Genomic DNA, 11890 nt, shown 5'->3' with positions numbered 1-11890 from the left:
TCTCGCTACGCTTCGAGAACGTCTGCATCTCTCGGCGAGGGCTACTCTTTTATTGCACTTCGTTTTGGAACTTGCAAGGCAACTACTTTGAACGGTTACTACACTACTCGAAAGCACCTGCAAGCCTTTATTTGTGAGAAGTACCACACGACAGATATTCCATTCGGTCAGATTGAAGAAGATTTCTTAGAATGCTTGCAACATTACTCTGTCGGAAAGTTGGGACATTCGCAAGGTCATTATCGTAAGATGGCTTTGGCGGTGAAGAAAGTCTGCCGATTGGCATATCGTGAGGGCTTGACAGAGCGACAACTATTCGCTCACATAGAAATAGAACGAGGAGAGAACAAACAACCTCGTGCGTTGGACAGAGCTTCATTGGATAAGTTGCAAGCCTTGACTTTTGAACCGTATGAAATAGAGTTGGAAACAGCTCGTAATCTCTTTCTCTTTTCCTGCTTTACGGGCGTAGCCTATTGTGATATGGTTGCCCTTAATCGAGAACACCTTTTTATGGACGATGAGGGGGCGTTGTGGCTGAAGTTCCGCAGACAAAAGACCGAGAACCTTTGTCGAGTAAAACTCTTGCCTGAAGCGGTGCACTTGATAGAGCGTTATCAATCTGACGAACGTGCCACACTCTTTGCTCCCATTGCTTATTCAGCTTACCTCATTCAGCTCAAAGCCCTGCAACTTCGAGCTGGAATCTCTATTCCCCTTTCGGCACACGTCGGAAGGCATACATTTGCTACTTTGATTACTTTGGAACGAGGTGTTCCCATCGAAACGGTTAGCCGAATGTTGGGACACAGCAACATCCAAACGACCGAACGGTACGCCCACGTTACTCCCAAGAAACTCTTTGATGAGTTCGAGCGATTTCTTTCTTTCACCGAAAACCTAACCTTAATCTTGTAAGACTTATGCGTAGCACATTCAAAATTCTATTCTACATCAATAAAAATAAGACCAAAGCGGACGGTACAACGGCAATCCTTTGTCGCATCACCATTGATGGAGCAAACGCGGTGATAACCACAGGCGAAAGCATTGTTCCTCATAGTTGGAGCGTGAAGCGAGGGGAGACTGCGGACAAGAAAATCAATCAACGCCTGCAAACCTTTCGGGAAGAAATCGAACAAGGTTACAATACTTTGCTCTACAAATATGGTGCGGTGAGTGCCGAGTTGCTGAAGAACTACTTACAAGGCATCGGACGAAATCCAATGACACTTCTTGCCCTTAGTACAGAGGAACTCAAAGCCCAAAGAGAAAGCAAGAGTGAGGGAACGTGTTGCAACAATAGAAATTCTGATAAGCAGCTCAATTCCTTTGTGAGAAGTCGTGGTGAGGAGGATATTCCTCTAACGGCTATTTCCATAGAGTTTTTTGATGATTACCGCTTCTATTTGAAGAAGGAGTGCTATGCTCCTGCAACGATAAACAGGCATTTGTGCTGGTTAAGTCGGTTGATGTGTCGAGCCGTCAGTCAAGGGACAATACGCTTTAATCCTTTCGAGCAGATGAAGTATGAAGTGGTGGAGAACAAACCTCGTTTCCTAAGCAAGGGAGAAGTGGCTAAGCTCTTGACATTTCCATTACAAGATGAGGGAGCGGAACTAAGTCGAAGGATGTTTCTTTTCTCCGTCTTTACTGGATTGGCATTTGCGGACTTGAAGAGTTTGAGAGCTTCGCAAATCGAAACGAATAGCGAAGGGAAGCGGTATATCCGCAAAGCAAGACAGAAAACAGAAGTAGAGAGCCTGATACCATTGCATCCGATAGCGGAGCAGATTCTTTCACGCTACACCAAGGAGAAACACAAAGGAGACTACAAGATATTCCCTGATACAATGAGCAAAGGTAAACTATCCACACACCTCAAAACCGTGGGCTTAGCGTGTGGCATTCGCACTCCGCTAACTTGGCATGTAGCAAGGCATAGTTTCGGTACGCTGACTTTGGAGGCAGGTATTCCAATGGAGAGCATCGCCAAGATGTTGGGACATTCGTCTATTGCCAGCACTCAGATTTATGCGCAGGTAACAGACAAGAAAATTTCGGAAGATATGGACAGACTGTTTGCAAAGCAATCGGCAAAGAAAAAAGAAAATGAAGAAAGAGAGGGGGAAAATTCCAGAGATTATAACAACTAATAAAATGGAAGAACGGCATGAGGTCTAAAAAATAAACCAAAGGCTTTGAATGAGATCGGTTGCAATATTTTAGTCGTTCTCAATAGAAAAGGAAACATCTTTATAACGGAGAGAGCTTACGAAGTTCTTCGGTAAAACGAGGAATAAAATAACCTCAACCACAGACTGCAAACGACAATAAAATCATCCTATTTGCATCCTGATGAATACTTACAGGGGGAGGAGGATGTCATCATAAACGGGCGATTCAAAGGTTATGGTCTGCTCTATCCACTTCCAATCATGATTGCCCTATTCTTTCATAGCAAATTGCAATTTTCCTTAAAATCACGACATTGCAAAGGGGATCACCCACGTTATTTAAACGTATTGGCTACTTCTTTTTTCTCTTGATAAATTTTGTCATATACTTAATTATAAGGACTCCAAAAATGAATCCACAAGCTATTTCAGCTGCATCTATAATATCCACAATTGTATTATTATATTGATGAACGTATACAGAAAAAATCTCACTGTACAAGAAAAGAAATGATATTGATTTAAAACATCACTTCTTTTCTTTTTATTCTTATTTTAGAAATTTCTCTTCCAGCAAAGAGAACTATTAATAGTTAAATCCGCAGACTTTTTTAAGCTTTCCTTAATAGAGTTTGATACGCCTGAGTGTTCAATTATACGATTCAAGTCTCTTGAATAATTTACAATTTGATTATCAGACAAAGTTGAGCATTTCTCGTATAAGGTAACATTGAAATCCTTATATAACTTAACCTCTGAATCTGACAAGTTGCAATTGAATTTTAGGAATTCACATTGCTCTTTTACGAAATTCTTGTCCGTCGGATTCATCTCGTACTTCTTTGAGATTTCACAAAGTTGTCTTATCTGATTGATGACTCCTGATTTTATCAAAGGATTATCCAATGATGGGTCATATTGTCCTATTTCATGACAATAACTGACGATATCATCATACATTAGTTCATAATTAACTGATCCTAATTGGTCAATATACCTTGAACGATCATTCCCAATTTTAACCATCATTTGATTGTGATAATAACCAATAGAGTCTTTATCAGAAATTATACTCACAAATTCAAACTTTTCATCAACATCTGTTGCAGCTCTAGTAGAGATTTTAGAGCACAGCCATCCAGCTGCACCAGAAGCCAAAGATGTACAAATGTAAGGTCCCACTTTGCGACCAATAAGATGACCAGCTATTGCTCCCCACGGACCTGCCGCAGAGCCAATCGCACTGCCAGCCCAAGCTCCAATCCTTCCTCCAGCAGCGTATCCTGCTGCATCAGCAAGGCCCACTGCAGCATTCGATGTAAATGCTCCACGCGTGCTAACTGATGGATACTGGGCATTCAAATCACTAATAGAACTTAGAAGGTTTTCTACAGCAATCTGATCCTGAGAAGACAGGTTTTCAATTTGAGTAACGGGCTTAGGTTCTACTTCATCATAGCGAACGTCAGAACTACATGATGCAATACCTAACACCAAACTGCATGCAAATAGGTATGCAGTGACCTTAGCATTGATTAGTTGTTTAATTAATCTCATAGCTTTTTGTGAATTAAAGATTGTTTTTATTAATTATCAATAGCATCGTAATTTGTCATGGATTTTACTGCTCCTGCGAAATTCTTGTTGTTTAGGTAGAAACAATAATTTTTATTTACAAAAATACTGATAACAAACTAAGATTGCAATACCTAAAAGTTGGTATTTTTAATATCAAATATACCATGTTTTAATGACCAGTATGAAACCTTACTTCTCGGACAGTTTATTATCGTAATAGTTTTCTTGCAGCAGTCGGTTAATGTCGGAGAGACGGTAGAGTATTTTTCCTGCGATTTGGGTATATGGTATAATCCCCTTATCCCGATAATCCTGCAATGTGCGAGGGCTGAGGAAAAGCCGTTCACAGACCTCTCGCCCCGTGAGGTAGATTTCGCCACCGAATAGAGGACGATGCGTTTGGGCAATCTCCCGAAGGCGTTTGCTCACTTCTCTGATGCCTGAGATGAGTTGTTTCATCTCGGGCGTTTCTTTGTTGATGGTCTCGTACTCCATAGCTGTGGTTATTTTCGGTTGGACTTGGCAAGGAGTGCTTCCACATCCTCACGTTTGTAATAGCACTTATGCCCGATTTGGATAAAGGGTAACACGGACGTGTCCCGATAGTGCTGGAGCGTTCGCTTGCTGATGTTCAGTATTCGGCACACATCCCCGTTGTGCAACAGATCGGGGACTTCGGGTTTCGTGCCGAACTCTACTCTCATACAAAGAGCCAGCTCTTCGATGCTCTTTTTCAGCTCCTCCCAAGCGGAGGTGTCGATGGCTGTAAATCTCATATCAATATCGTTTTAAATTGTTGTTTTTTCTCTTTTTGATGCAAATATACGCAGTCGAAATCCTTATTTTCTTGACTGATGAAATCAAGGGAGACAGCAGGAACTCGCAGGCAAAAGTACAAGCGTAATTCTTTCACTTCAACCACTTTTAACCAAATGGGTACTTGTGGCTTCGATACGGTATAAAATGGCTCTCTTACCAATGGGAAGATACTTCTCTTTTGTTTCTAGTGAAGAATGATGTAGACATTAGCAATTCGGCGAAGTCGCTTGCAAAACCGTTCTCCTCTCTGTTCTCTTCTTTTGAGCATTTTCGTTCCGATTTCTCCTGTTTATTCCACCCTTTTTTGGAGCTTTTTTCTGTACCCCGAAGCAACAACCTCGCAATCCTTGGTAATGTGTGTTCGGCTCTCTAACTTGGTTTCAGCATCCGTTTTCGGATGAAAGTTCAAAATCAAGCAAACAGAAGAAGTACGAACAATGAAAGGAAACAAGCTAAGCAGAAATACCATAGAAACTTTTTTCTTTCACTGTGAAAGGATATATACAGTGAAAGAAAAAAGCAGAGAATGGCTTTCTGCTTTTTACCTGCTGGCAAGTGCTACAAGGCTCGTCCTCCGTGAACTGACAGCCTTTTCTCTTTCACTGTTTATAACTAAATTTATTCATTCAAGAATTAGCAAATCAATTTATGAAATCAAGATATTATGACCTACAATATATCAAAGCGATACCGATAGCAGACTATCTGCACGCCTGCGATATCAAACCTGCCAAGCGTTACAACGGCTATACCCTCTATCACGCTCCCTACCGAGAAGACCCGAATGCCAGCCTGAAAGTGGATTTTCGGCAAAACCTGTGGCACGACTACGGCACAAGTCAGGGCGGAAGCATCATCGACCTTGTGATGAAGATGCGTGGATGCAGTGCCTACGAAGCAATAGCGCATCTTGCCGAAGGGAAAGCAACAACCCTCGCCCCTATCTCCATCACGTTCGCTATGAAGTAGGAGGAAGAGAATACTCCGCCATCGGCTTTCCCAATCGTGCAGGAGGGTATGAGCTTCGGGACGACAAGACATTCAAAGGCACAATCGCTCCGAAGGATATTTCCGTGATTGCAGGACAAGCGAACAACGCCTCTCATTGTCTCTTCGAGGGCTTTATCGACTTCCTTTCTCTTCTCACAATGAAAGGGAAAGAAACCGCCCCTTGCCTTGTACTGAACTCAGTCAGTAATCTTTCACGAGCCATTGCCTATCTTCACGAGAACGACATTGACTCCGTTCGGGCTTTCTTTGACAACGACCCAGCAGGACGACAAACCCTCCAATCTTTACAATCAGCAGGTATCAACGTGGAAGATATGAGCCGACACTATTCCCGATATAAAGACCTCAACGACTATCACGTCGCCCAAAGAACAGAACTAAAGCAGGTGATACCACCTCGCAAACGAGGACTTAGACATAAGGCAAAAGAAAGCAAATAACATTATTCTATCATCAGGCATTCAAAGATGCAGGAAATAAAATGTATGCGAATAAACGGCTTTGTTTCGATAGCTACGGCAGTTCCTCAGAACAGCAAGTTTGCAGAGCCAAACTTAGAAACAAAGCGTGCAGGCATTCACAAAATGCAACGTAACAAGCAAGAAGGACGAGCAGGGCGGAGCGGACATTTCGAGAAATGCCATAGCTTATTAGGGTATTTTCTTCACGCTGCACTTCGTTATCGCTAAAAATACCCTCCTGAGCCAAGGGACTCTGCCCCTTTGGATATCCCTAAATCAATTTTCAAACAATGGGCTACGCCGTATTACATGTAGACAAGGCGAGAAGCAACGACTCGGGAAATACCGCTCATATAGCGCGGACATATACCCCGAGTAACGTCGATTCTTCTCGCACACACTTGAACAGGGAATTGGTGCAATTCCCTGCAAATGTAACCAACCGTAGCGAAGCGATAGAACATCGCATCGCCACAGCCGGTATCTACCGAAAGGTAGCAAAGAACCAAGCCAAAGCCCTGCGCTTTATTCTGTCGAGTTCACCGGAGGATATGTCTCGCATAGAGCAGGAAGGACGCCTGTACGAGTGGTGTGATGAATCGATGGATTGGCTTCGCTCCACTTTCGGGGCGGACAACGTGGTCGCTGCTACGCTGCACGCAGATGAGGAAACGCCACATATTCACGCCACAGTCGTCCCGATTGTCACGGGGGAAAGAAGAAAAGCCAAAGAGGAAGCTGAGAATGGGAAGCGGAAGTATAAGACGAAGAAGAACAAGGTACGGCTTTGTGCCGATGATGTGCTTACGCCCAAGAAACTGGAACAGTATCAGACGGACTATGCCAAGCGAGTACAACGGTTCGGGTTAGAACGGGGCATACACGGCTCGGAAGCCAAGCACCGTACCACGATGGAGTATTACAAGGAAATTCTCAAATCGACAAAAGAGAAGGAAGCTCAAAAGGCAGAACTCACTGCCAAGATAAAAGAGTTGGAGAAGCAGGCAGGCAAACTCCGAATGAAAGGTACGTTTTATTCTATATTTGGCAACTCTGAACTCGACAAGGCAGAAAAACGCATCGCAGACTTGGAACAGGAAGCCGAACGGCAACAGTATCTTTCGGAAAAGGAGAAAAACGAAATCCGAAAGGAAGTCGTTCTCTTGCAGGACACGGTCAAGGGAAGGGACAGAGCCATTGCCGAATTGGAAGAAACCGTACAGGTTTATGAGGGAGAGCGGAATTGGATAAAACGCTTCTTCAATGGTTTCTACCAACTCTTGAATATCCGTCTGATGCTCCGAAAGATGGATTTCTCTGACGATAGAATTGCAGAAATGTATCGCACGGAAGCTCCCCAGCGAGGTACGGCAAAAACCTATTCGGGCCTGTACAGGAGAGAGTTCACGGAAAAGGATACCGAAATCCGTATTATCAAAGATGAAAAGAAGCGACCACTCCTTACCATCAACGGGCTTCCCATTACCGATTGGTGCGAACAGAAATGGAAACAGCTTATCAATCGTAATCGCTCGCAGCGGTTGTAAATGAAAACCGAGAAGCTCTTTTTTCTTTTATCGGTGTATTTCTATCCCAACAAAACTTTTCGAGAAGAAAATCACGAAAAAACGCTTACTTTTCCTCGCAAATGTGTATCTTTGCAAATGGTAAAAGTGAGCGTTCTTTGGCTATTCAAAACAATGTACCTTAAAGCACTCTGCTCATTTCTAAATCGTTACCCATACATTTATTCTAAAATGGTAACACTCTATTCTTCAACAAGATAGTTTACAAACAAAAAATCCCATGGGTGGAATATAAGCGTTACGCGGCAAGCGAATAATACTTATCACCGACGAAGCGAAAAACGACCGGAGGAAAACTCCAATTGCAGGTAATTAGGGAATTAGCTGAATTCCCCTATATATCAATGTGCCATCTGTTCTTGTTTGGGTTGGGACATCATCTATATTTGATAATTGATATTTTGCCGAGTATTTTTCGATGGGGCTTTGACGGATGAGGCAAGTGTCGATAATGGCGGAGCGGTTGCAACGGAGTGGGCGTCGGATGCGATGAGCCTGCAACTGAAGCGATTTGAGAAAAGTGAAAAATAAGATTGATAAAAATTTGCAGATTCCGATTTTTTCTTACCTTTGCAGCGATATTTTCAGATTAAACGAAAGGGACAATCTATGGCATTGAACTCTGAAACGAAACAGGCCGCACACAACCGGCTGAGCTTTATCGGCGTCATCGTGACGCTGGGCATTGTGTTTGGCGACATCGGCACATCGCCACTTTATGTAATGAAGGCCATTGTGAAGGCCGGCAGCACCATCAATGCCGAATACATCACCGGTGCTGTGTCGTGCATCATCTGGACGCTGACGTTACAGACCACTATCAAGTACGTTCTCATTGCGCTCCGTGCCGACAACAAGGGTGAGGGCGGCATTCTGGCCCTCTATGCGCTCATCAGGCGGCACAGCCGCAGGTGGTTTTACCTACTGGCCATCATCGGTGCGAGCACGCTGGTGGCTGACGGTGTAATCACTCCCTCCATCACGGTGCTCTCGGCCATCGAGGGACTGAGAGCCTACGAGCCAGAGACACCCATCATTCCCATCTGCCTGTGTATCATTACGGTGCTGTTCTTCATTCAGCAATTTGGAACGAATGCCATCGGGCGATTTTTCGGTCCGCTGATGTTCGTCTGGTTCACGATGATGGGGGTACTGGGAATCGGTCACATCGCCGACTTTCTGCCAATTCTCAAGGCTTTCAATCCCTATTATGCGCTGGAGCTTCTGATACATGATCCCGAATGGTTCCTCATCCTTGGGGCGGTGTTCCTCTGTACGACCGGCGCCGAGGCACTCTACTCCGATCTCGGCCACTGTGGTGCGCAGAACATCCGCGTGAGCTGGGTTTTCGTCAAGTCGATGCTCATCCTCAATTACTTGGGTCAGGGAGCTTGGATCATCAACCATGCCGACAGTCTTGCTCCGGGCGTCAACCCTTTCTATGCCATCATGCCCCGCAGTTTCCTATTTTTCGGCATCACCATGGCCACCATCGCCGCCATCATCGCCAGTCAAGCCCTCATCAGTGGCTCGTTCACTATTTTCAGTGAGGCGATGAACCTGAAGTTCTGGCCGCGTCAGAAAATCAAATACACCACCGACGTGAAGGGACAGCTCTACATACCGTTTGTCAACACGGCGCTCTACGTGCTCTGCATCCTCGTCATTCTGTTCTTCGAGAGTTCCGAGAACATGGAAGCCGCCTACGGTCTGGCCATCACCATCACGATGCTCATGACCACCTTACTGCTCTTCGCCTATCTGGGGCAGCGCCGTGTGTCGCCGCTCATCACAATACCGTTTGTGGTTTTCTTCATCGGACTTGAGGGTATCTTCTTCATTGCCAACATGTTCAAGTTCGTTCATGGCGGATGGGTGACGATGCTCATGGCCGGTGTCATGTTCGTCGTGATGTATGTATGGCATAATGCCAAACTCATCCGCAGTCAACAGGTCGATGTGCGCGACATCAGGGAGTGGTATGGCGTGATTTCGGACATCAAGCACGACACCACGATAGCCAAGTTTGCCACCAATATCGTCTATCTGAGCAAGCTTTCGGGCACTTACGACATCGAGCATAAGATTCTCTACTCCATCATCCACAAGCACCCCATGCGGGCCGACCACTACATTTTGCTACACATCGACTATCAGGACGAGCCGCAAACACTGGAATACGAGTTCACGACGCTGATTCCAGACACGCTCTACCGCATCAACCTGAAATTAGGGTTCCGCGTTCAGCCGCTGGTGAACCACTATTTCCGCCAGATCATCGAGGAGCTGGTGGCCAGCAAGGAGTTCACGCTCGACAGCTGCTACCCGTCGCTTGAGAAACACGGCATTTCGGGCAACTTCATCTTCGTCATCATCAACCGAATCTATGCAGCCCTCAACCACTTCTCGAAGAAGGAGCGCCTCATCATGAGCCTCTACTCGCTGATTGCCCACTTGAAACTGAGCATGTCGCGCGCACTGGGTCTCGACACGAGCAACGTGTTCATCGAGAACGTACCCTTAGTGGTGAAGCCCCATCGCCTGCGCCCCATCAAACGAGTTGACAACGACGGCGACAGCCTTTAGGCGCCCCACAGCGACCCTTTGCCAACAAAAACAACATCGAAATCCAACAATACTGAATTTGCAAGCTCACCTATTTATAATATAGGAGAAAATGAACGGACACATGCCAAACTGCCGACACATCACCGCCAGACACCTGACGGCAATCATCGCTGCCCTTCTGCTGCTGGTCATGGAAGGATGCACGAGCAGCCGGTTTGGCGAGGGCGGCCACACGTTCAGGCAAGACAACCCTGAAATAGACAGACGATTCCAGATAGCCGACTTGGGCGGCCAGCAACTCGAAGCCGCCACTCGCTACGGACTGTCGAAACCCATCAGACGGCGCAGCGGAATATGGCTGCGAGCCTGGCGACTGAGGAAAATCAAAACCAACCGATACTATCTACTCGACCCCATGCCCCACTCGAATCCCTACCTCACCAGTGGCGGGAAATGGGTTCTAAAGACCATCGCCAAGCGATTTCAGAAGAAACTCCGGAAAGCCGGCTACCGAGAGCATAGAATCATCGTCACGTCGATGCTCCGCACCCGTGAGGATATCGGCGGACTGAAAAAAATCAACAGGGTCGCCGCCACCAACTCGTCGCACATGTACGGCACAACCTTCGATGTCAGCTTCACTCGCTTCAACCGCATCAGCATGGACGGCATGCAACCGAGCAACCATCTGATGGCCAACCTACTGGGCGAAGTCATCTGCGAGTTGCGCAAGGAGGGCGAATGCTGGATAATCTTCGAGCGGAGCCAGCACTGTTTCCACGTGACGGCAAGACGGTGAGACGTCGGACACAGAGACTGATTAAGGCAACCTAAATCGAGGAATTATGGAAAGAAAACAGACACAGACTCAACAAGTGATAGAAACCCTCCGCCAACACGGGGGCTATTCGACGCTCGGCAACCTATACCGACATGTGAACACATCGCAATGGGCTACCAAGACACCCAACGAGTCGATCCGCAGGATTGTGCAGATGTCGAATGAGATTTTCAGGATACAGCCAGGATTATGGGCTTTGGAGGAATGCCGCGACGAGGTGTTGCGGAAACTGGGGATTGAGACAGGCGACAAGGAGAAAGAGGAGCTTTTCACGCATGGCTATTACCAAGGGCTCATCGCCGAGATAGGCAACATGGAGAACTATACCACCTACGTGCCGGCACAAGACCAAAACCGGAAATTCCTTGAGAGACCACTGATCGAAGTGTGCTCGACCATTCAAATTCCCGATTTCTCCTACAGCGAGCTGACCAACCGTGCAAGGACGGTTGACGTGATATGGTTCAACAAGCGCAAGATGCCCCACAGTTTTTTCGAGGTGGAGCACTCGACGGACATTCAGAACTCCATAACCAAATTCTGCGACTTGCAGGATTTCCACAGCCGTTTCCTGATTGTGGCATCTGAAAACAGGTACGCACAATATAAAAAGGTGATTGAGCGGAGGGCTTTCGACGGTTTTCGCAACAGGGTCGGGTTCTGTTCCTACGAGAAAATATCAAAGCAATACGAGCTGATGTGCATGGCTCGTGAAAGCGGGGGATTCATCTGACACCTGCGGCAGAGCAAGGCGAAGGAGGGGGTGAAACGGCGACGACGGACGGCATGTCTTATACGGATTTAGCTTGTCACAATTCTGACTATAAAAAAAGTAAGAAATTATGACAA

At 46.0% G+C, this 11890-nt stretch carries 10 protein-coding genes and 1 pseudogene; 8 read left to right on the top strand and 3 right to left on the bottom strand.

What is annotated here, in order from left to right:
• Both ETF27_RS09830 and ETF27_RS09825 read left to right on the top strand, forming a co-directional pair.
• On the top strand, positions 1-918 hold a 918-nt coding region (locus ETF27_RS09830), incomplete at its 5' end, for a site-specific integrase (RefSeq protein WP_240048175.1).
• Positions 919-923: 5 nt separating this feature from the next.
• Entirely contained in the window at positions 924-2156 is a 1233-nt protein-coding gene (locus ETF27_RS09825) for a site-specific integrase (RefSeq protein WP_130829605.1), read from the top strand.
• A 576-nt stretch (positions 2157-2732) separates the two neighbouring features.
• On the opposite strand, the gene ETF27_RS09820 is transcribed toward ETF27_RS09825, so the two are convergent.
• The 3 genes from ETF27_RS09820 to ETF27_RS09810 form a co-directional block, all read right to left on the bottom strand.
• Positions 2733-3734 (bottom strand): hypothetical protein, encoded by a 1002-nt coding sequence (locus ETF27_RS09820; protein ID WP_130829604.1) that lies wholly within the window; start codon positions 3732-3734, stop codon positions 2733-2735.
• A 210-nt stretch (positions 3735-3944) separates the two neighbouring features.
• Positions 3945-4250 (bottom strand): helix-turn-helix domain-containing protein, encoded by a 306-nt coding sequence (locus ETF27_RS09815; protein ID WP_130829603.1) that lies wholly within the window; start codon positions 4248-4250, stop codon positions 3945-3947.
• A gap of 8 nt (positions 4251-4258) precedes the next feature.
• Positions 4259-4531 (bottom strand): helix-turn-helix domain-containing protein, encoded by a 273-nt coding sequence (locus ETF27_RS09810; protein ID WP_130829602.1) that lies wholly within the window; start codon positions 4529-4531, stop codon positions 4259-4261.
• Between the two features lie 691 nt (positions 4532-5222).
• On the opposite strand from ETF27_RS09810, the pseudogene ETF27_RS09805 reads away from it, so the two are divergent.
• From ETF27_RS09805 to ETF27_RS09780, 6 genes and pseudogenes are all read left to right on the top strand, one after another.
• A pseudogene (locus ETF27_RS09805) lies at positions 5223-6025 on the top strand (toprim domain-containing protein).
• A gap of 27 nt (positions 6026-6052) precedes the next feature.
• Positions 6053-6274: a hypothetical protein gene (locus ETF27_RS09800; protein ID WP_240048174.1), complete on the top strand. Its 222-nt coding sequence runs from the start codon at positions 6053-6055 to the stop codon at positions 6272-6274.
• 62 nt (positions 6275-6336) lie between these two features.
• The gene (gene mobV, locus ETF27_RS09795) at positions 6337-7593 is read left to right on the top strand and encodes a MobV family relaxase (RefSeq protein ID WP_130829601.1); all 1257 of its coding nucleotides are present in this window, start codon (positions 6337-6339) and stop codon (positions 7591-7593) included.
• A gap of 648 nt (positions 7594-8241) precedes the next feature.
• Entirely contained in the window at positions 8242-10218 is a 1977-nt protein-coding gene (locus tag ETF27_RS09790) for a KUP/HAK/KT family potassium transporter (protein ID WP_147785760.1), read from the top strand.
• Positions 10219-10321: 103 nt separating this feature from the next.
• The gene (locus ETF27_RS09785) at positions 10322-10999 is read left to right on the top strand and encodes a DUF5715 family protein (protein ID WP_158635990.1); all 678 of its coding nucleotides are present in this window, start codon (positions 10322-10324) and stop codon (positions 10997-10999) included.
• Positions 11000-11045: 46 nt separating this feature from the next.
• A complete protein-coding gene (locus ETF27_RS09780) occupies positions 11046-11774 on the top strand; it encodes a hypothetical protein (RefSeq protein WP_147785758.1) in 729 nt (242 codons plus the stop codon).
• Positions 11775-11890: the final 116 nt, after the last annotated feature.

It is taken from the genome of Prevotella brunnea (assembly GCF_008016795.1).
In the GTDB taxonomy this organism is placed as follows: domain Bacteria; phylum Bacteroidota; class Bacteroidia; order Bacteroidales; family Bacteroidaceae; genus Prevotella; species Prevotella brunnea.
Note: the sequence above shows the minus strand (reverse complement) of the source record. Positions and strands in the feature narration are given on the sequence as shown.

Excerpts from the sequence above, each read along its gene's own strand:
- ETF27_RS09825 (WP_130829605.1), top strand. The coding sequence starts at position 924 with ATGCGTAGCACATTCAAAATTCTATTCTACATCAATAAAAATAAGACC.
- ETF27_RS09820 (WP_130829604.1), bottom strand. The coding sequence starts at position 3,734 with ATGAGATTAATTAAACAACTAATCAATGCTAAGGTCACTGCATACCTA.
- ETF27_RS09815 (WP_130829603.1), bottom strand. The coding sequence starts at position 4,250 with ATGGAGTACGAGACCATCAACAAAGAAACGCCCGAGATGAAACAACTC.
- ETF27_RS09810 (WP_130829602.1), bottom strand. The coding sequence starts at position 4,531 with ATGAGATTTACAGCCATCGACACCTCCGCTTGGGAGGAGCTGAAAAAG.
- ETF27_RS09800 (WP_240048174.1), top strand. The coding sequence starts at position 6,053 with ATGCAGGAAATAAAATGTATGCGAATAAACGGCTTTGTTTCGATAGCT.
- mobV (WP_130829601.1), top strand. The coding sequence starts at position 6,337 with ATGGGCTACGCCGTATTACATGTAGACAAGGCGAGAAGCAACGACTCG.
- ETF27_RS09790 (WP_147785760.1), top strand. The coding sequence starts at position 8,242 with ATGGCATTGAACTCTGAAACGAAACAGGCCGCACACAACCGGCTGAGC.
- ETF27_RS09785 (WP_158635990.1), top strand. The coding sequence starts at position 10,322 with ATGCCAAACTGCCGACACATCACCGCCAGACACCTGACGGCAATCATC.
- ETF27_RS09780 (WP_147785758.1), top strand. The coding sequence starts at position 11,046 with ATGGAAAGAAAACAGACACAGACTCAACAAGTGATAGAAACCCTCCGC.